Source organism: Corynebacterium sp. Z-1, from assembly GCF_031844665.1.
GTDB lineage: Bacteria > Actinomycetota > Actinomycetes > Mycobacteriales > Mycobacteriaceae > Corynebacterium > Corynebacterium sanguinis.
This window is the reverse complement of the sequence record NZ_CP134621.1, coordinates 707,632-724,904: the sequence shown is the minus strand read 5'-3', so window position 1 is coordinate 724,904 and position 17,273 is coordinate 707,632. Positions and strand designations below refer to the sequence as shown.

The following is a 17,273-nucleotide window of genomic DNA, read 5'->3' as shown; positions in this document are numbered from 1 at the left end:
CCCCAGCCCACGGGATGACCTCGTGGCCAGGGGTGGGGCGTCCTCGTTGGCCCACAGGCGGGGGTACACTATTGCGACGATGACAAACCACAGGCTGCGCTCAACTCCCGTTCCCGGCACCGTCGATGCCTACACGGGCGTGGAGTTCAACCTGGGGTTCCACGTCCACCACTACGTCCTCGATCTGACCTACAAGGTCGGCCCGAACCGCCTCGAAGGCACTGCGACGCTGACGCTGACCAACTGGCGCGAACTCGACCACATGACTCTCGACCTGCAGCCGTCGATGGTGGCACGGCGGGTCACCTCCCGCAGTCTCACGGGCGGGGATATCCGCGTGCGGCGCTTCAAGCAGTCGCACGGCAAGTTGCGCATCAGCTTCGCCGAGGCGATCGCTGTGGACGAGGAGTTCGAGCTGGTTATCAGCTACGGGGGCAACCCGCGCCCGCGCCGCACCCCCTGGGGCCTGCTGGGCTGGGAAGAACTTACCGAGGGCTCGCTGGTTGCCAGCCAGCCCAACGGCGCGCCCACTTGGTTCCCCTGCGACGACACCCCGGACGAGAAGGCAACCTACTGCTTCAACGTCCGCGCGGACCGCGATTACACGGTGATCACCAACCCCACCACCAGGCCCATGCCCACCTACCTGGCATCCGTGCAGGTTGGCAGGTACTCCCGGGTCGACCTCGGGCGCAACGTGAGTGCGTGGCTGCCGTACAACGTTGGCCCGGGTGATTTTACAAAGCAGCAGGCGATGCTGGACTTTTTCGAGGAGACTTTCGGGCCTTACCCGTTTGAACGCTACGAGGTGGTCGTTACCGAGGACGACTTGGAGATCCCCCTCGAGGCAGCCGCAATGTCGATTTTCGGGGTCAACCACCTGCGCGGTGAGGAGCGCCTGATCGCCCACGAGCTGGCGCACCAGTGGTTCGGCAACTCGCTAGGTGTTGCCCAGTGGAGCGACATCTGGCTCAACGAGGGTTTCGCCTGCTACTGCGAGTGGCTGTGGGCGGATCACCAAGGCACCCCGGTTGATGTCAGCGTGCGCCAGCACTACCGCAGGCTCACGCGGCAGAGCTTCACTCTTGCCGACCCCGGCCCCCGCGACATGTTCGACGACCGCGTGTACAAGCGCGGCGCGATCACGCTGCATGCTTTACGACGCCTCGTCGGCGACGCCGCCTTTTTCAGCGCCGTGCGCAGCTACGTGGCCAAGAACGCCCACAGCGTCGTCGAGCCCTTCGACCTGGTCAACGCGCTGAAGGCCCACGCCCCCGGCGCGGATGTCGAGGGGGTTATCGACGCCTGGATTAACCGGCCCGAGCTTCCGGAGTGCCCGTGAGAAGCCTCTCCTTCGCCACTCTTTTCGCCGCAATCAGCGGCTTCGCGGTGCTCTGGGTCGCCCAGCGCGTCCTGCCCGCGGAGACGGACTACCGCTACTTCGCCGCTTTCTGGTCGCTGTTCTTCGCCGCCACCGGGCTTATCGACGGCCTGACCCACGAGACCACCCGCGCCGTCGCCGGCGCCCGGGAATCGGGTGCGCGCGGTTCCGCTAACCCGTGGCGGGTCGGGGCGCTGATTGCCGCGCTGGTCGCCGTCGCGACGGCCGTCGGCGGCGTGCTGTTTATGCACCAGGTCGTTCCCGTGGCACCTGCCCCCGCCACCGGACTTATTGCCTTCGGACTGGTCAGCTACGTGTTCCAGGCGGCGCTATCCGGGATCTTGAGTGGGGCTGGGCTGTGGAACCAGTACGCCGCGATGGTCGCGCTCGACTCCGGCGTGCGCCTCGTCCTCGCCGTCGTTGCGTGGGCGATGGGGTGGTCACTGTGGGCGTTCGCAATCATCACGGTAATCGGCGCAGCGAGCTGGTTGGTTATTCTTGGTGGCTCGCGCGCTGCCCGGGACAGTATCCGCGTGGCCCTGGACGTAGATCGCGCGGCGTTTTCTCGCCGGGTGTCCTCCGCGATGGTGGCCTCCGGGGCCTCGGCGGCGCTGATTACCGGCTTCCCCGTCGCCATCAACGCAGCGTTCCCCTTCGGCGGGGGCACGGCAGTCGCCGCGATCATCAACGCGGTGCTGCTCACCCGCGCCCCCGTGCTCGTGCCGCTGCAGCGCTTCCAGTCGGCGCTGGTGGTGCGGTTCGTGGAGCAGCGCGAGCGCATCCACGCCGCCCTTGTCGCCCCGATCGGCGCCGTGCTGGGCTTGGGCGCTGTCGGCTTCGCCGCCGCCTGGTTGCTCGGTCCGGTGATTCTCCGTTTCGCCTTCGAACCGGAATTTTTCGTCCCGGGGTTAACCCTGGGCGCGCTCACCTTCGCCTCGGCGTTCATGGGCGCGCTCATGATCACCGGCGTGGCCGTGCTCTCCACCGAGCGCCACGGCGTGTACGTGGCCGGCTGGGTGGTCGCGACCGTCGTCGCGTTCGCGCTGCTTTTCGCCCTGCCCTACGGGGTGGTCACCTCGGTGTGCGCGGCCCTGTACGCAGGCCCACTTGCCGGAGCCGCGGTGCATGCAATAGGTCTACGTCGGTAGGGTTTTGACCCATGGAACGCGTTCTGGTCACCGGCGGCGCCGGGTTCATCGGCACCAACTTCGTCCGTTTGCTGCGTGAGCGACGCCCCGGGGTGCACATCACCGTCCTCGATGCGCTGACGTACGCCGGCAACCGCGCCAACTTGGACGGACTCGACGTGAAATTCGTCCACGGCTCGGTGACCGACGCCCCGCTTGTCGGCGACTTAGTGGCGGAGAGCGACACCGTGGTCCACTTCGCCGCCGAATCCCACAACGACAACTCGCTGGCAGACCCCTCCCCCTTCGTCCACACCAACGTGGTAGGCACGTTCACTCTGCTTGAGGCGGTGCGGCGTTACGACGCCCGATTCCACCACATCTCCACCGATGAGGTGTTCGGTGACCTGCCGCTTGGCGGGGACGAGAAGTTCACCGAAACCACCGCCTACAACCCCTCGAGCCCGTACTCGGCAACCAAGGCCGGCTCCGACCACCTCGTGCGCGCCTGGGTGCGCTCCTTCGGTATCAAGGCGACGATCTCGAACTGCTCGAACAACTACGGGCCGTACCAGCACATAGAGAAGTTCATCCCGCGGCAGATCACGAACATTATCGACGGCCGCCCCGCCAAGCTCTACGGCAGCGGCGCGCAGGTGCGCGACTGGATCCACGTCGACGACCACAACGACGCCGTGCTCGCCATCTTGGAGCGGGGAAAGATCGGGAAAACCTATAACATCGGCGTCGGCGGCACACACGTGACCAACAAGCAGGTCGTTGAGATGATCTGCGAGATCATGGGCGGCACGTACGAGCACGTCGCCGACCGCCCCGGTCACGACCAGCGCTACACCATGGACGCCACCAAACTCACCCGCGAGCTCGGGTGGCGTCCCCGGCACGCCCCGGACCTGCGCACCGGGTTGGAGAGCACCATCGCGTGGTACGCCGAAAACGAGAACTGGTGGCGGGGCATGAAGGGGGACGTCGAGAAGCGGTATGCGCAAAACGGACAATAGGACCATTGTCGGGTTCATTGTCTTGCTCATTGGCATCGCGATCACAGTTAGCACCGTGTGGTGGCCGAGGTGGCGGCACGAATCGCGGGAGGTCTGGTGCCTCGACCGCCTTGATGCAGCCGCTGAGTGGTCCTGCGGTGAGTACTTTGGGCAGCAATCCGGTGGCCCCGCCCGCTACTGGTCCTACACTTGACTCCCATGACCCCCACCCCCATCGACGGCCTGGAGATCCACCCGCTCACCCTCCACGCGGACAACCGCGGCTGGTTCAAGGAAAACTGGTCCGGCCAGCGTCTGCGCCCGGTACAAAACAACATCTCTTTCAACGCCCGGATTGGTGCGACCCGCGGCATGCACGCCGAACCCTGGGACAAATGGGTCTCCGTGGCCACCGGGCGCGTCTTTGCCGCCTGGGTTGACCTGCGCGAGGGCTCGGCCACCTTCGGGGAGAAGTTCGGAATCGAGATTGGCCCCGACACCGCGGTGTTCGTCCCGCGCGGGGTGGCCAACGGCTTCCAGGCGCTTGAGGACGCCACAACCTACACCTACCTGGTCAACGCCCGCTACAACCCGAACGGTACCTACGCCTACTGCTCCTACGGCGAAATCGACTGGCCTCTTAAGCCCACGGAGCTCTCCGAGGCGGACCAAAAGCACCCACCGCTTGCCGACGCCCGCACCGTACCGCCGCGGAAAATCCTTGTCACCGGCGCGAACGGGCAGCTCGGCCGGGCCTTGCGCAAGGTCTACTCGGAGCGCGAGGCGGAATTCTGCACCCGGGCCGAGTTCGACATCACCGCCCCTCCTGCGCGGGATTGGAACGAGTACCACGCCATCATCAACTGCGCCGCCTACAACGACGTCAACGGGGCGGAAACAGAAAGGGGCACAACGTGGGCGGTCAACGCGGACGCGGTGGCGGGGCTTGCCCGCATCGCCTCCGAGCACGACCTGACCCTGGTGCACGTCTCCAGCGACTACGTCTTCGATGGGTTGAATACAGAACACACTGAGCACGAGCTGCCATCGCCGCTCAGCGCCTATGGGGCGTCGAAAAGCGCGGGCGAAACCGCCGCCCGGGCCACGCCGCGCCACTACGTGATCCGCACGTCCTGGGTGTTCGGTGAGGGCGCGAACTTCATGGCCACCATGGCCCGGCTCGCGGACAAGGGCGTGAGCCCCAGCGTGGTGTCCGACCAGCGAGGCAGGCCCACGCATGCCGACGATCTGGCGCACGGCATCGCGCATCTGCTGGCGACAAAGGCCGAGTATGGCGTGTACAACATCACCTCCGACGGCGATGCGGTGGGCCGCGACGAGATCGCGATGAGCGTGTTCATCGGAGTGGGCGCGGACCCCTCCGACGTCACCCCCGTGACTACTGCCCAGTACGCCGAGCTCAACGGCCCCGAAGCACCCCGCCCGAAGGAATCCACCTTAAGCCTGGACAAGATCAAGGCAACCGGGTTCGCACCGCGGAACTGGCGCGCGGCGTTGGCGATCTATCTGGCGGCGCGCTGATGCCCCCCGAACCGCCAAATGCTGACCAGTACATGCTTGTCAGTCGATTAACGAAAGGCCCATAGGTACGGATGTCCCGACTGGCAAGCATGTACTGGTCAGCATCTGGGGCGAGAGCTTTCCTATTGTTTTATGGTGGAAAGTATGAAGCCTATGCCCATCACCTCATCCACCCGCCCGGGTCCCGGCCGCGGCACAGACATCGCCCTGCTCGCGCGGCTGGCCAACCGCATCGGCGCGCAAGTACAAGGGACGAAGACACTGAACCTGTTCGGCGCGGTCGGCCGGGCGAGGCGCAACTTTTTACCGTGGCTGCTCTATTCCGGCTCCTTGATGCCCTTCGGTATCTTGCCGCGCAGGCAATCCGAGCTGGTCATCTTGCGCGTCGCTACGCTGCGCGATTCCCGCTACGAACTCGAGCACCACACCACGATGGGCAAGCGCTTCGGCCTCAGCGACTCCGACATCGAAGCTGTCAAGCGGCCCGAGCACGGCTTCACCGGTCGCACGGGGGTGATCCTGGATGCTACCAATGACCTCATCGAGCACCGCCAGATCACCGACGAGGTGTGGGAGCGCCTGCGCGACCACCTCAGCGACAAAGAGATCACAGCCCTGCTGTTACTCGTGACCAACTACGACGGCCTGGCAACCGTCATGGACGTCCTCCAGGTACCCCTGGACGAGAAGCGCTAGAGCATCGCGTCCTTCGCCACCCAGCGAAACGCGCGGTTGATCCCCCGCATGGCTCCTGCGTAGAGCCAGGGTGCGTTGACCTGCGCCCAGCGCGCCAGTGCCACATCTGCGCCGGTGGTTATCAGCGGCTTATTCTTCTCCACGCCGCGAAGGATGATCTCGGCGCACTTCTCCGGCGAGATGGCGTGGCCCTGGAAAAGCTCGCGCGCCTTGCGTACCCGGGGGTTGTCCATGTCCACCCCGTCGACGTCAATGGTGCGCACCAGCCCGGTGTCCACCGCGCCCGGCGCGACGGCGTGCACTCTAATGCCGTAGGGGGCGAGGTCGAAGCGCAGCACCTCGCACATCGCCAGCACGCCTCCCTTGGATGCCGAGTACGCCGCGTGCCAGGGCAGCGCGAGGATGCCCGCGGAGCTGGAGACGCAGACCAATCGACGGGGGCCGATTTCCTGTTGCTCCTGCCTGGGCAGCGGGCCGGCCTTCATCATCGCCGGGGTGAAGGCGCGTGCCACGTGGATGGTGCCCATGAGGTTGACCTCGATAAGAGTGCGCCACTTCTCAAGCGGCATCGTGTCCACCCTACCCCAGATGGAGATGCCTCCGACGTGGTGGACGGTGTGGGCAGGTCCGTGCTGCTGAGCAAGTCCACTCGCCCAGGAATCGACGGCATCTGCGTCGGCGACGTCGACCACGGAGGCGTCGATAAGCTCGGCTCCCCGCGCCTCGCAATCGCGCGCGGTGGCCTCGAGCCCGGCGGAATTGATATCGCTGATGGCAAGCCGCCAGCCGAGATCGGCCAGCTGGAGGGCGAGGGCGCGTCCGATGCCGGAGGCGGCACCGGTGACGACGGCGTAGTGGCGGGTACCGAACATGGGCGCTCCTTTGCTGTGTAGTTTCACCCACCATAGGAAAACTCGGTGTCTAATGTGGAGATTCATGAAAGGCATCATCCTCGCGGGCGGCTCGGGCACGCGTCTCTACCCCATTACCAAGGGCATCTCGAAGCAGCTCATGCCGATCTACGACAAGCCGATGATCTACTACCCTTTAAGCACCCTGATCAGCGCCGGCATCCGCGAGGTCCTCGTGATTACCACCCAAGAGGACGCAGATGCTTTTCGACGCCTGCTTGGCGACGGCTCCGACTGGGGCATCATGATTGACTACGCCGTGCAACCGAAGCCCGAGGGGCTGGCCCAGGCGTTCATCATCGGCGAGGAATTCATCGGCGACGATTCCGTCGCCCTCGTCCTCGGCGACAATATTTTCGAGGGCGCCGGGCTTTCAAGCATCCTCGGCGGGATCCGCGAGATTTCGGGCGGCGCAATCTTCGCCTACGAGGTCTCCGACCCGCAGCGCTACGGCGTCGTCAGCTTCGACGAGCGCGGGATGGCGACCTCGATCGAGGAGAAGCCTGCTGCCCCGAAGTCCCCGTACGCCGTGGTGGGGCTGTACTTCTACGACAACGACGTGGTGGAGATCGCCCGCGCCATTACCCCGAGCTCGCGCGGGGAGCTGGAGATCACCTCCGTCAACGAGGAGTACCTGCGCCGAGGAAAGCTCCAGGTCCACCGCCTGCAGCGTGGCGACGTCTGGCTGGACACCGGCACCATCGATTCGATGAGCGAGGCCAGCGCGTACGTCGAGGTGCTGCAAAAGCGCACCGGGACCGTGATCGGCTCGCCCGAGGTCGCCGCGTACCGCCAGGGGCTGATCTCCGCCGAGGCGTTGGTTGAGCTGGGGCGGGGGATGCTCAAGTCCGGTTACGGACGCTATCTTATCGACGCCGCACACGACTAGCGTTCGAAAACTTTTTTCCTTTATCTCGCATTTAACACTTTCAACCCCTTGCTATTAGAACACGTGTTTGCTACCATGATAGCTATCACGAGGGGGTTGACAATGGTGACAATGAGACGTGTCGGTGCGAAAGTCTTAATCGAGGGGGAACACATGATTTTCTCCCCCTACGCCAAAGACCATGCCGGCAGTTTAGGAAACGACTACGACATCGAGGTCGCGGAGCTGATGTCGCTCACCGGCCGCAGCAAGGCATTCATCACGTCCGGCATAGACGGCTACAGCCGCCTGCGCGACCTACCGCTGCTGCGTTCCTTCCACGAGCTGCACAAGCTTGTCGACGTCCCCCGGCTCGCCGCAATCGACAGAACGCTGTGCGTCCTCCCGCCCGAGACCGACGCGGACACGTTCGCCCTGTTCGACGAACTGCTGCTCGAGATGTTCACCCCGGCTACACGGGGCAGGCCACTTCCCAGCGTGTGGAAGCTGACGCGCGTGCTGCGGCACCTCGTCGCCGAGGTGGACTCCTCGGTGAACTTCAACCCAGTCAAGCGCCGTAGGCGCGAGAAATCTCAAGTGCCCACCGCGCGATTCATGCCCATCGGGGACGGTACCGCCGGGCTCAGCCTAACCGCGGACACCGCCACCATCGCGGGAGTCGACGCGTTCGTCGGGGCAACTGCGCGCGCCCACAAGCTCGGGCTCGCGGAGACAATCATCAAGCTGCTCACCGGCCAGCTCGCCCCGGAGGCGCACGCCACGATTCAGGTGTATTCCGTCGCCGGCCAGGCGTTCATGCCTCGCTACGGCTGGCTCGCCGACAGCGTCGACGCACTTTTCGGCCGCAGCGAGCGCACCGTCACCGACCTCGACGCCACCGCGGATTCGCGGGTCGACGGTTACGTACCCACCCCGAAGATGGCGGCGTATATCCGGGCCCGCGACGGAACCTGCGTCTTCCCCGGCTGCCACGTCCCGGCCGAGCGGTGCCAGCTCGACCACCGCATCCCCTACGGGGAGGGAGGAAGAACCACCCCGCCCAACCTGTACTGCCTGTGCCAGCGCCACCACAACATGAAGACCGATCGCCGGGCCTTCTACGTCCCCGACCCCGCTACCGGGGAGACTCTCTGGCTGTTTTCCACCGGGTCGTGGGCGATAGCCGAGGACACCGGAATTCTGCGCCCGCAGGTCACCCCCACCCAGCCACGGTGGAAAACCAACCGGGACGGCCTGCGCGCGGCCCGGGCGCGGGTCGCACGCTTCCACGCCGCCTGCCACGTACTCTGCGACAGATACGAGATCGACGGCGACTACGACGCCTGTGCCGAGGCGATCGCTGACCTGGAACGGGAATTCGGCCTCGAGTTCGAGTTCACTCCGGACCCGGAGGATTTGTCCTGGATCCCACCCGAACCTGACGAGGAGGAACCACCCTACCCCGACCCGCAGGCCGCCTGACCCCGCTAGGATCAACCCCTGTGCCAACCATTTCCGCTCTGATGACCGTCTACCGTGGCACCGGCGCGACGGAACTGCGCCATGCCCTGGATTCCCTATTCATCCAAATGCGCCCGGCAGACGAGGTTGTCCTAGTCCTCGACGGCCCGGTCTCAGACGAGGTGCGCCACGTTGTGGGCGACTACTCGGAAAAGCGAACAGAGGTCCGCGTGATCGAGCTGCCGGAAAACGTCGGGTCGGGCCCGGCATCGCAAGCCGGCGTAGATGCGATTTCCTTCGACTACATCGCCCGCCTGGACAGCGACGACATCGCGCACCCCAGCCGCTTTGAAAAGCAACTCGCCTTCATGGAATCCCACCCCGACGTCGCGGCGCTGGGCACCGCGGTGCGGGAGTTCGAGGACGAAACAGCGGACCTCGACGCGGGGCCGGTTCGCTCGCTGCCCGAAACCCACGAGGAAATCGCCTCCTACGCGCGCATCAACTCCCCGTTGAACAACCCCTCCACGATGCTGCGCACCGCCACCATCAAGGAGGTCGGCGGCTATGAAGGAGTGCACTTCATGGAGGACTACGACCTCTGGGCGCGCCTCATCGCCGCCGGGAAGAAGCTGCACAACCTGCCGGAGCCGCTGACGTACTTCCGTGTCAGCCCCGCCCAGTTCGCCCGCCGCACGGGTAAAGGCATGTTCGCGGCAGAGCGCGAGATGCAGTCCCGCCTCGTGACATACGGTCTGGTCGGGCCGTGGCGCGCCCGGTTCAACCTCGCAGTCAGAACCGCGTACCGGCTTCTGCCGACAGCCGTACTTACCCGGGTGTACACCCGTCTTTTTCACCACAGCAGGTAACGTGTGGCGTGAGATGAACGATACCCAGGACTTGCGAGATTACTCGGACACGTGGCTGGTCATCCCCTGTTACAACGAGGGGCCAGTCATCCAGGAGGTGATCGAGCACGCCCGCGAGACGTTCCCCAACGTCGTCGCGGTCAACGACGGTTCCAAGGACAACTCCGCCGCAGCCATCCGCGCGGCGGGCGCGCACCTTGTCAACCACCCGGTGAACCTGGGACAGGGCGCTGCGATTCAATCCGGTGTCGAGTACGCGCGTGCCCAACCGGGAGCGCGGTACTTCGTCACTTTCGACGCGGACGGCCAGCACCAGGTCAAGGACGTGGTGAGGATGATTTCCCGGCTGCGCCGGGAGCCGCTCGATATCGTGGTGGGCACACGTTTCGCCGGGCAGGACAACACCCAGGTGCCCTGGATCAAGCGCGTGGTGTTGAAAACCGTCGTCATGCTTTCCCCGCGCACCCGTCGCCTGGGCCTGTCGGATGCGCACAACGGGCTGCGGGCCTTCACCAAGAAGGTCGCGGATGAGATGAACATCCGCATGAACGGAATGTCCCACGCCTCCGAGATCGTCGCCATGATTGACACGATGGGCTGGCGCGTCGCTGAGGAGCCCGTGGACATCCTCTACACCGAATACTCCATGAGTAAGGGGCAGTCACTCATCAACGGCGTGAACATCCTCGCCGATGGCATCGTCGCCCGGAGGTTGACATGATCCAGATCCTGTTGTTGATCGCGGCGCTGGCGCTTGCGTTCTATTTCTTCACCAACCGTCGCAAAGCCAATGCCAAGGCGTGGGTAAAGGTCGGCTTCGTCGGCCTAATGGTGGCCGCCGTCTGGGCAATCCTGCGGCCCAACGACGTCACAGTGCTGGCCAACTGGCTCGGCGTCGACCGCGGCACCGACCTCATGCTCTACGTGCTCATCGTCGCGTTCTTCTTCACCACGATTTCCACGTGGACCCGCTTCCGCGAGCAGGAGCTGCGCTACGCCCGGCTCGCCCGCGCCGTTGCGCTGCAAAACGCGGAGCAGCCTGACTCGCCGAGCACGCCCTAGTACCCTCGCTTGATCCACTCCTCGAGGTGGGGCGCCTCCTCACCAATCGTGGTGTGATCGCCGTGACCGGTGCGCACGACGGTCTCCGCAGGCAGGTCGAGCACCCGCTTCTGCAGCGACTCGATGATCGTGTCGAAGGAGGAGTACGACCGCCCCGTCGCACCCGGGCCGCCCTGGAAGAGGGTGTCTCCGGAGAACAGCTCGCCTGCTTCCTCGGCGTAAAGCACAACAGAACCCGGAGAGTGTCCCGGGGTGGAGAGCACCTTGAGTTCGGTTCCCGCGATCTTGAATACCTCCCCGTCCGCCATCTCGACGAACTTCTCCGTCGGGTTCGCATCGAACCAGAGCATGTCGTCGCCCGGGTGCAGGTAGACGGGAGCGTCGACAAGCTTGCTTAGCAGCGGTGCGGCATCCACGTGGTCGTTGTGGCCGTGCGTGGCAATAATGCCCTTGACCTTCCGGTCGCCGACCGCCTTCGCGATGGCCTCGGCATCGTGCGCGGCGTCGATAATGTAGACCTCGGTGTCATCGCCGACGATCCAGACGTTGTTATCCACGTCCCACTCACCGCCGTCGAGGGCGAAAACGCCGGAGGTCAGCACATGGTCGATTTTCAAGGCCATCTTAAATCTCCACCACGCTTCGCAGCACGTCGCCAGCCTTCATCTTCTCGAAGGCCTTCTCCACATCACCGATGCCGATGCGCTCGGACACGAACTCGCCGAGCGGGAAGTTTCCCTGCAAGTGCAGGTCGACGTACGCGGGGAAGTCACGCTCGGGCAGGCAGTCGCCGTACCATGCCGGCTTGATCGAGCCTCCGTGGCCGTAGAGGTCGATAGCGGGCACGTCGACGTGGTCGGTCTGGTTGGGCACACCCACCATGACCATGCGCCCGGCAAGGTCGCGGGAGTAGAACGCCTGGCGCCAGGTCGGCTGGATCCCGACGGCGTCGATGGTGACGTCCGGGCCGAAGCCGTCGGTAAGTTCGCGCACGGCGTCGATCACCTCGTCCTCGCTCTTGCCCTTGGAGCACACCGCGTGGGTCGCGCCGAAGCGCTCGATGGCCGCATCGCATTTGCGCTGGTCAAGGTCGACGGCAATAATTGTCGACGCCCCGGCCAGCTTGGCTCCGGCCACGGCCGCCAGGCCGACGCCGCCAAGGCCGAACACGGCGACCGACTCGCCGAGCTGGATGTCGCCGGTGTTTACCGCCGCGCCCAGGCCGGCCATGATGCCGCAGCCGAGCAGGCCGGCGGCCGCCGGATCCTCCTCGGGGTTGACCTTCGTGCACTGCTTCTCGTGCACCAGGGTCTTCTCGGCGAACGAGCCGATTCCGAGGGCGGGGGTCAGCTCGGTGCCGTCGTCAAGCGTCATGCGCGCCGACGCATTGTGGGTGTTGAAGCAGTTCTTCACGTCGCCCTTGCGGCAGGCGCGGCACTCGCCGCATACCGCGCGCCAGTTCAGCACCACGAAATCGCCCACTTCGACGTGGGTGACGTTCTCGCCGATCGTTTCAACGATGCCGGCCGACTCGTGACCGAGCAGGAAGGGGAAGGCATCCTCGATGTCCCCGTCGCGGTAGGCGAGGTCGGTGTGGCAGACTCCGGTGGTCTGCACCTTGACGATAACGTCGTTCGGCCCCGGCTCCGGAAGGGTAATGTCGACCACCTCGACGGGGCTACCTTTTTCGCGTGCAATGACTCCTTGTACTTTTTCGCTCATACCCCCAATGGTAACGAGGCGACTAGGAGTTAGCGATGACGCGGGCCACGTGATCGTGGCCCCGCTGGTTCACGTGGATCGGCAAATTGCCGGGACCTGCGTAGAAATCGACCAACCCGGCCCACATCCGCTGATCGTCCGGGGCGCACATGTTGTTGTTCCACGTCGAGGGCTTCACATCCAGGAACTCGGTGCCCGTCGCCCGGGCAGCATCGACCGACATCCACTGCGCCTGATCCTCCCAGCGCTGGATCTGCGCGAACGGCGTCCAGTCCGACACGTTCGGCGCGATGTGGAACAGGCACACCTTGTCGCCGGAGGTGATCTTCGGGTAACCCACGAACTGGATCCGCGCATTCGGCGCGGCGGCACGGATGCGGCTGACCTGCGGAATCATGTAGTTGACAAAGTCGCGGCGCACGTCAGCATCCGGACGGCCCTCGTTGTTGTAGGTGTCGTTGAAACCGGTCGTGATGATCACCCGGGCCGTGCCCGGGTTCAGCGCACCGTCGGACAATGCACGGTCGACCTGGGTGTACAGCTGCGGGCCGGGCGAGACCGTCACCGTACCCGTGCAGGAGTAATCGGACGCCGCCAGCCCGAGCTGCGCCGCCGCCTGCCGCCCCCAGCTCGTCGGGCTCTGCGGGCACCACGTGCCGACACCCGACGACCCGCGCGGGTCGAGCCCGAGCTTGCCGGCCAACCACTGCGGAGCGTTCGGGTCCGAGATGACCGAGTCCCCGAAAATCACCATGTTGCGCTGCTGCGCGTTCGCGGGAGCGTGCGCCATGGACAAGGCAGCGAGCGCGGTGGCGCACACGGCCACTACACGGAGGCGGATGGTACGGGCGAGCATGCAGGACTCCTCTACAACTACAACGTCACAGGCATTTCTATTGCATCCTAGAGTATCGCCGCCAACCGTGTCAGCGTTACAGCGTTAACCCCCACCCTGGCGAAAGTCCATACCGCGCACGGTATCAACGATAAGGTGGTGAACACGCACTGGCACCACCGACGGAAAAGACAAGCCCATACCCACCCTGAACCCAATGCAGCGCGTGACCTTTACCACCACGTCGCTGGTGCGCCTCCTCCGGGCCGGCATCGGCGCGGGCGCGTTGTCGCCGGAAGGCAGCCCCGCCGCGCTTTTCAAGGTTCTCCCCCTCTACAGCCGCTACCGCTTCACCACGGCGCGCGAGATCGAGCAGTCATCCGCTGCGTGCCCAGAGCGCAACGCGCTTATCGACGACGACGGGGTCCTGAGCTACCGCCAGCTACGCGATCAGACCCGCGCTGTGGCCACGTGGCTCCTCGCTCGCAAGCGCGACCGGGGGGGTGGAAGAGCTCCGTGTTGCGGTGATGGCCCGCAACGGCCGCGGTGTGGTCATACCCATGGGTGCGAAAGGCCTCACCGGAGGGCACCTGTTCCTGCTCAACGTCGGTTCCTCCCCGGAGCAGCTCGCCGGCATCTTCGCGGAGAACCGCATCAACGTGCTGTTTATCGACGACGAATTCGCCGACCGGATCCCTGCGAACATGGACGGCATCGAGGTCATCTGGGCACACACCACGACGGCACACGGGAGCGAACCCACCCTCGCCCGCATCGCGGAAGGGGTGGAGCAGGCCGACAACGCACCGCAACTGCCGCTTTTCCCCTCCCACGGCAACATCGTCCTGATGTCCTCGGGCACCACCGGGGTGCCGAAGGGCATCCTCCGCCCGGAGCCCATCCTGCCGTTCGTGATCGGCGGGTACCTCTCCACCGTGCCGTGGCGATCCGGGATGACGGTGCAACTGACCGCTTCCATGTTCCACACCTGGGGCTGGTCGGCGGTCAATGTCTCGCTCGCGCTGCGCAACACCATCATCACCCAGCGCGTCTTCGACCCAGAGAAAGTGTTCCGCCAGATCCAGGACTTCCGCTGTGACGGGCTGGTGTCCTCGCCGATCTTTTTCAAGCAGATGCTCGCCATCCCCGGCAACAAGATGTTCGACACCTCGAACCTGAAGTTCATCGCCTCGTCCGGAAATGCGCTGACACCGCTTCTGGTGGAGCGCATGACCGAGCGCTTCGGGCCCATCCTGGCCAACTACTACGGCTCCACCGAGCTGGCCCTGGCGGCCTGTGCCAACGCGGAGATGGTCGCGGCGGATCCGACCATCGCCGGCCGCATTCCTCCGGGCACGATCTTGCGGATTTACGACGACAATGGGCGCGAGACCAAGCCCGGCGAGGTAGGGCGGATCTTCCTCACTAACGAAACTGCGTTGAAGGGCTATTCCAACCCCCAGACCCCCATCGTGGAGATCGACGGCCTCATCGAGATGGGCGACCTGGGTTACTTCGACACCGACGGGCACCTCCACGTGCTCAGCCGCAACGACGACATGATCATTGTCGGCGGGGAGAACGTCCACCCGCAGTCCGTCACCGAGGTTCTCGAGCGCATGCCCGGCATCGATGAGATCCATTCCGGAGGTGTTGACGACGAGGACACCTTCAAGCGCGTCGCCGTGTGGGTTGTCCCCACTGACGACGAGGCAGGAGATGCCCTGACCTCCGACGCAATCCGTGAATGGGTCCGTCTCAACCTCGCCGATCACTCCGTGCCGCGAGACATTAACTTCGTGACCGAGCTGCCGCGCAATGCCACAGGCAAGGTGGTGCCGCGCCTGCTGCCGGCATCGACACGCGATGACGAGCGGTAGAGTGCACACCATGCACTTCTCCGCAAAAACACTGCGCAGGTTCATGAATTTCTGGCCGCCGTTTCTCGGCGCCGGAATCCGGGTTCGCGAATTCGCCGACGACGGCTCGCGTGTGGTGGTGAACCACACGCTGACCAAGTTCAACCGCAACGCCGTGGGCACCGCCTTCGGCGGCACAATCATGGCGATGACCGACCCGTTTTTCATGCTCGCCTCGATGGCACGGCTGGGCAAGGAGTACACCGTGTGGGATGTCGCGGGCGAGGTGAAATTCCTGAAACCGGGAAAGGGAACCATCACGGCGGTGATGGAGATCTCCGACGAAACCTACGATCTGATCAAGGAAAAGACGGCCGACGGATCAAAGTACCTGCACTGGTTCGATACCGAGGTCACCAGCGAGGCGGGCGAGGTCGTCGCGCATGTGCGTAGGCAGGTGTACTACCGCCGAAAAAGAAAATGAGCCACCTGCGAGAATCGAACTCGCGACCTTCTCATTACGAGTGAACCCTTCCTGGCGTTGGCTAGCAACAACGCCACCAAGGACGACAGTAAAAGACCAGATCAGAGAAGCAATACCGCCAATGAGAAACGGTTAGCGCTCAGAGCGGTGTGTATTTTGTGTGTACTCGCCCGTTACTTTGATGGTGTCCCCATAATGGGGATAGTCGCGTCTGGACACAGGAGCTTTCCCCTTTCCTCAGTGGTGCGACCAGAGGGAGAAGAAACATCCACCCCGGTGCACCCGCTGCGGTGACAACGACCCATCGCCCGCAGCAGGTGGCAATCGTCACGGTTATCCCTCTTTTTCAGATTCCTGTCCTCGGGATCAGAAAAAGACGGGGGCCTGTCATAGGTCAGTGAGCATCTGCTGCATCTGGGCGATCTCGGCCTCCTGGTCGTTGATAATTTGTTCGGCCAGGGTGATCGCATGGGGATTCTGGCCGTCAGCAACCTCGTCACGGGCCATGTCGACCGCACCTTCGTGGTGGGCGGTCATCTGCTCCAGGTAGAGGCGGGCAGCCTCGGTGCCCTGGGCTTCCTCAAGGGCTGTCATGTCCTCCTGGCTCATCATCCCGCTCATGCCACCCATCTCGCCGTGATCCATTCCACCCATCTCGTCCATGGTCCCCATGCCCCCAGAGTCGGTGACCGGCTGCTGGCCCCAGGCCTCGAGCATGGCGTTCATCCGGTCAATCTCCGGTCCCTGGGCGTCAATAACCCCCTGGGCAAACTCCACGACCTGGGCGGGGATACCCTCCTTGGCCAGGAGCATCTCACTCATCTCCACGGCCTGCTGGTGATGGGGGATCATCATCTGGGCAAACATGATGTCCGCGTCGTTGTGATCGGCGGAGATCTCCCCGTCCGCCTCAGTCGTCGCCGTGGTGGTCTCGGTCGTCTCAGCGGTAGTCGTCGCAGTGCTGGTGGCCGAGGTGGTGGCGTCGGTGTTGCCTGACTCGGTGGCCTCACCGCAGGCGGCCAGCGCCAGGGTGGAGGCCACGGCGAGAGCGGAAAGAACAAGGGTGCGCTTCATGGTGGAGCCTTTCAGGGTCATATGGGGGCAGTGGAGAGAAGTGGTGGATCAGTGGACGGCGGTGGATACCGGAGTAGGCGTGGTGTGTTCCTCCTTCGGACTGGTGGGAGCCAGGTGGGCCGGGTCCAGATCAATCCGGCGCAGCAGCTGAGCGTTAAGCGCCACCACAATCGTCGACAGCGACATCAACACCGCAGCAGCAGCCGGGGGAAGCAGAAAAGGGCAGAAACACCACTTCCCAGGACTTGACCCCGCGGGATCCGACCGAGGCCATCGTTGAACACCTCCGCGATCAAGGTGTTGCGACGACCACTTGAATCCGCCTTGGGCCCCGCGATCTGAGTGCATCACCGCGCCTTCGCGCAGGTGGCCGTGGTCCCG

The 17,273-nt window shown here is 64.6% G+C and carries 17 protein-coding genes and 1 pseudogene; 12 read left to right on the top strand and 6 right to left on the bottom strand.

The features are described 5' to 3' along the window. The first annotated feature begins 79 nt into the window (after window positions 1-79). The 5 genes from RIU96_RS03565 (at window position 80) to RIU96_RS03545 (ending at window position 5,747) form a co-directional block, all read left to right on the top strand. Window positions 80-1,342, top strand: a complete 1,263-nt coding sequence (locus RIU96_RS03565) for a M1 family metallopeptidase (RefSeq protein ID WP_181729434.1) — start codon at window positions 80-82, stop codon at window positions 1,340-1,342. Next, window positions 1,339-2,529, top strand: a complete 1,191-nt coding sequence (locus RIU96_RS03560; protein WP_181729433.1) for a hypothetical protein — start codon at window positions 1,339-1,341, stop codon at window positions 2,527-2,529. Before RIU96_RS03565 ends, RIU96_RS03560 begins: the two co-directional genes overlap by 4 nt. Window positions 2,530-2,540: 11 nt before the next feature. Further along, entirely contained in the window at window positions 2,541-3,530 is a 990-nt protein-coding gene (gene rfbB / locus RIU96_RS03555; RefSeq protein ID WP_259812471.1) for a dTDP-glucose 4,6-dehydratase, read from the top strand. A 198-nt stretch (window positions 3,531-3,728) separates the two neighbouring features. Next, the gene (locus tag RIU96_RS03550; protein ID WP_144780034.1) at window positions 3,729-5,051 is read left to right on the top strand and encodes a sugar nucleotide-binding protein; all 1,323 of its coding nucleotides are present in this window, start codon (window positions 3,729-3,731) and stop codon (window positions 5,049-5,051) included. A 144-nt stretch (window positions 5,052-5,195) separates the two neighbouring features. Then, on the top strand, window positions 5,196-5,747 hold the full coding sequence (locus RIU96_RS03545) for a carboxymuconolactone decarboxylase family protein (RefSeq protein WP_259807450.1): 552 nt from the start codon (window positions 5,196-5,198) through the stop codon (window positions 5,745-5,747). On the opposite strand, the gene RIU96_RS03540 is transcribed toward RIU96_RS03545, so the two are convergent. Beyond that, window positions 5,744-6,619, bottom strand: coding sequence for an SDR family oxidoreductase (locus RIU96_RS03540; protein WP_144689063.1), 876 nt, complete (start codon window positions 6,617-6,619; stop codon window positions 5,744-5,746). The genes RIU96_RS03545 and RIU96_RS03540 overlap by 4 nt on opposite strands. A gap of 64 nt (window positions 6,620-6,683) precedes the next feature. On the opposite strand from RIU96_RS03540, the gene rfbA reads away from it, so the two are divergent. From rfbA to RIU96_RS03515, 5 genes are all read left to right on the top strand, one after another. Next, a complete protein-coding gene (gene rfbA, locus RIU96_RS03535; protein ID WP_144689064.1) occupies window positions 6,684-7,547 on the top strand; it encodes a glucose-1-phosphate thymidylyltransferase RfbA in 864 nt (287 codons plus the stop codon). Between the two features lie 153 nt (window positions 7,548-7,700). After that, window positions 7,701-9,008 carry an HNH endonuclease signature motif containing protein gene (locus RIU96_RS03530; RefSeq protein ID WP_186366505.1) on the top strand — a complete coding sequence of 436 codons (1,308 nt, stop codon included), beginning with the start codon at window positions 7,701-7,703 and terminating at the stop codon, window positions 9,006-9,008. A 20-nt stretch (window positions 9,009-9,028) separates the two neighbouring features. Then, window positions 9,029-9,856 carry a glycosyltransferase gene (locus RIU96_RS03525; RefSeq protein ID WP_136648827.1) on the top strand — a complete coding sequence of 276 codons (828 nt, stop codon included), beginning with the start codon at window positions 9,029-9,031 and terminating at the stop codon, window positions 9,854-9,856. A 13-nt stretch (window positions 9,857-9,869) separates the two neighbouring features. Beyond that, the gene (locus RIU96_RS03520; protein ID WP_136648826.1) at window positions 9,870-10,577 is read left to right on the top strand and encodes a polyprenyl-phospho-N-acetylgalactosaminyl synthase PpgS; all 708 of its coding nucleotides are present in this window, start codon (window positions 9,870-9,872) and stop codon (window positions 10,575-10,577) included. Then, window positions 10,574-10,918, top strand: a complete 345-nt coding sequence (locus RIU96_RS03515; RefSeq protein ID WP_136648825.1) for a DUF2304 domain-containing protein — start codon at window positions 10,574-10,576, stop codon at window positions 10,916-10,918. The genes RIU96_RS03520 and RIU96_RS03515 overlap by 4 nt, the downstream gene beginning before the upstream one ends. On the opposite strand, the gene RIU96_RS03510 is transcribed toward RIU96_RS03515, so the two are convergent. From RIU96_RS03510 to RIU96_RS03500, 3 genes are read right to left on the bottom strand one after another with little or no spacing between them, the layout of a single operon-like run. Next, entirely contained in the window at window positions 10,915-11,541 is a 627-nt protein-coding gene (locus tag RIU96_RS03510; protein WP_136648824.1) for an MBL fold metallo-hydrolase, read from the bottom strand. The two genes, RIU96_RS03515 and RIU96_RS03510, sit on opposite strands and share 4 nt — an antisense overlap. Window position 11,542: 1 nt before the next feature. Then, on the bottom strand, window positions 11,543-12,640 hold the full coding sequence (locus RIU96_RS03505) for an S-(hydroxymethyl)mycothiol dehydrogenase (RefSeq protein WP_136648823.1): 1,098 nt from the start codon (window positions 12,638-12,640) through the stop codon (window positions 11,543-11,545). 22 nt (window positions 12,641-12,662) lie between these two features. Then, window positions 12,663-13,496 (bottom strand): GDSL-type esterase/lipase family protein, encoded by an 834-nt coding sequence (locus RIU96_RS03500; RefSeq protein ID WP_136648822.1) that lies wholly within the window; start codon window positions 13,494-13,496, stop codon window positions 12,663-12,665. Window positions 13,497-13,692: 196 nt separating this feature from the next. On the opposite strand from RIU96_RS03500, the pseudogene RIU96_RS03495 reads away from it, so the two are divergent. Next, window positions 13,693-15,355 (top strand): annotated as a pseudogene (locus tag RIU96_RS03495) (AMP-binding protein). Between the two features lie 10 nt (window positions 15,356-15,365). After that, window positions 15,366-15,818 carry a DUF4442 domain-containing protein gene (locus tag RIU96_RS03490; protein WP_170228615.1) on the top strand — a complete coding sequence of 151 codons (453 nt, stop codon included), beginning with the start codon at window positions 15,366-15,368 and terminating at the stop codon, window positions 15,816-15,818. Window positions 15,819-16,205: 387 nt separating this feature from the next. Here RIU96_RS03490 and RIU96_RS03485 read toward each other — a convergent pair whose 3' ends face one another. Both RIU96_RS03485 and RIU96_RS03480 read right to left on the bottom strand, forming a co-directional pair. Further along, window positions 16,206-16,892, bottom strand: a complete 687-nt coding sequence (locus RIU96_RS03485; RefSeq protein ID WP_136648821.1) for a DUF305 domain-containing protein — start codon at window positions 16,890-16,892, stop codon at window positions 16,206-16,208. A 48-nt stretch (window positions 16,893-16,940) separates the two neighbouring features. Next, a complete protein-coding gene (locus tag RIU96_RS03480; protein WP_170228597.1) occupies window positions 16,941-17,078 on the bottom strand; it encodes a hypothetical protein in 138 nt (45 codons plus the stop codon). Window positions 17,079-17,273 lie beyond the last annotated feature (195 nt).